Origin of the sequence: Zooshikella harenae, from assembly GCF_018837975.1 — a bacterium.
Lineage (GTDB): Bacteria > Pseudomonadota > Gammaproteobacteria > Pseudomonadales > Zooshikellaceae > Zooshikella > Zooshikella harenae.
On record NZ_JAGSOY010000288.1, the window covers coordinates 1 to 920 of the forward strand.

1 protein-coding gene is annotated in these 920 nt (G+C 29.1%); it reads left to right on the forward strand.

What is annotated here, in order from left to right:
- Positions 1–356: hypothetical protein (locus KCG35_RS25695; RefSeq protein ID WP_215822710.1), on the forward strand; the 356-nt coding region annotated here is incomplete at its 5' end.
- Positions 357–920 lie beyond the last annotated feature (564 nt).

Here is a 920-nt window from a genome sequence, read left to right on the forward strand (position 1 = left end):
CATGCATATTTTGGCAGTGGGCATCATCTTTAATACTAAGGTTTAACCCTCTGTACTACTGTGTGCCAACAACTATTACTTTGCTAGCACTTACTTTTTTTGTGCTAAAATATATTGATTTCTCAAGTAAGATATTAATTTATTTCACTGGTATGTTTTTTGGTTTGGTTTGTGGGGTTGTATTTAATATTCTTCCTGAGGCTCTACTAAATCAATATTTTTTTCAACAATTATATACGCAGATCAGTAGAAGTATTATAGAGCTGGTAGCAGGTTTGCTTTATTTCTCAATAGTATTAGGAGGGTGGCTGCAGGGATTAATATATTGTTTTTTACTAAAAATAATTAAAGAGTAAGATGTTTTATCAATGATTTTTTTGACATTTAATATTATTTTTCATGCCACTTTCCTCGTGGCATGTATAACATTATTGCCTACACTTGATGATTATATTTTCTATTTTTGTTTGCAGCTTATTGGAAGTTTTATCTTTTTTAAAACCTCAAAGAAAAATAGTTTTTATAGCGCTATAAAAAATGTTAATAGCAAATGGTTTACTTTTTCTTTTCTAGCAATGGTGGTTTTTTTTAGCCTGGTATCAAGAGGAAATTCAGTTGGTACGATTATACTTTTTTCATTCTCGTGTAATTTTATAATTTTCGGAAATTATTATTTTACAAGAAAATATGTGAAAAAAGATTGAGAGTAAAGATATTTACCCACAGCAGGAGTACATAATTTAAATTTTTTCTAGTACCTACTTTATTTACCAGAAGGACACAGAGTAAATAAGTAAAGTAATTGATGTGCTATATCGTTAGGCCCACTTTTGTGGGCTTTTTTATATCTCTAAATAATTGTTTAAAAATACGAGTATTATATTAGTAATTATTGATGTATTTGCTGGTGCCCTGAGTGC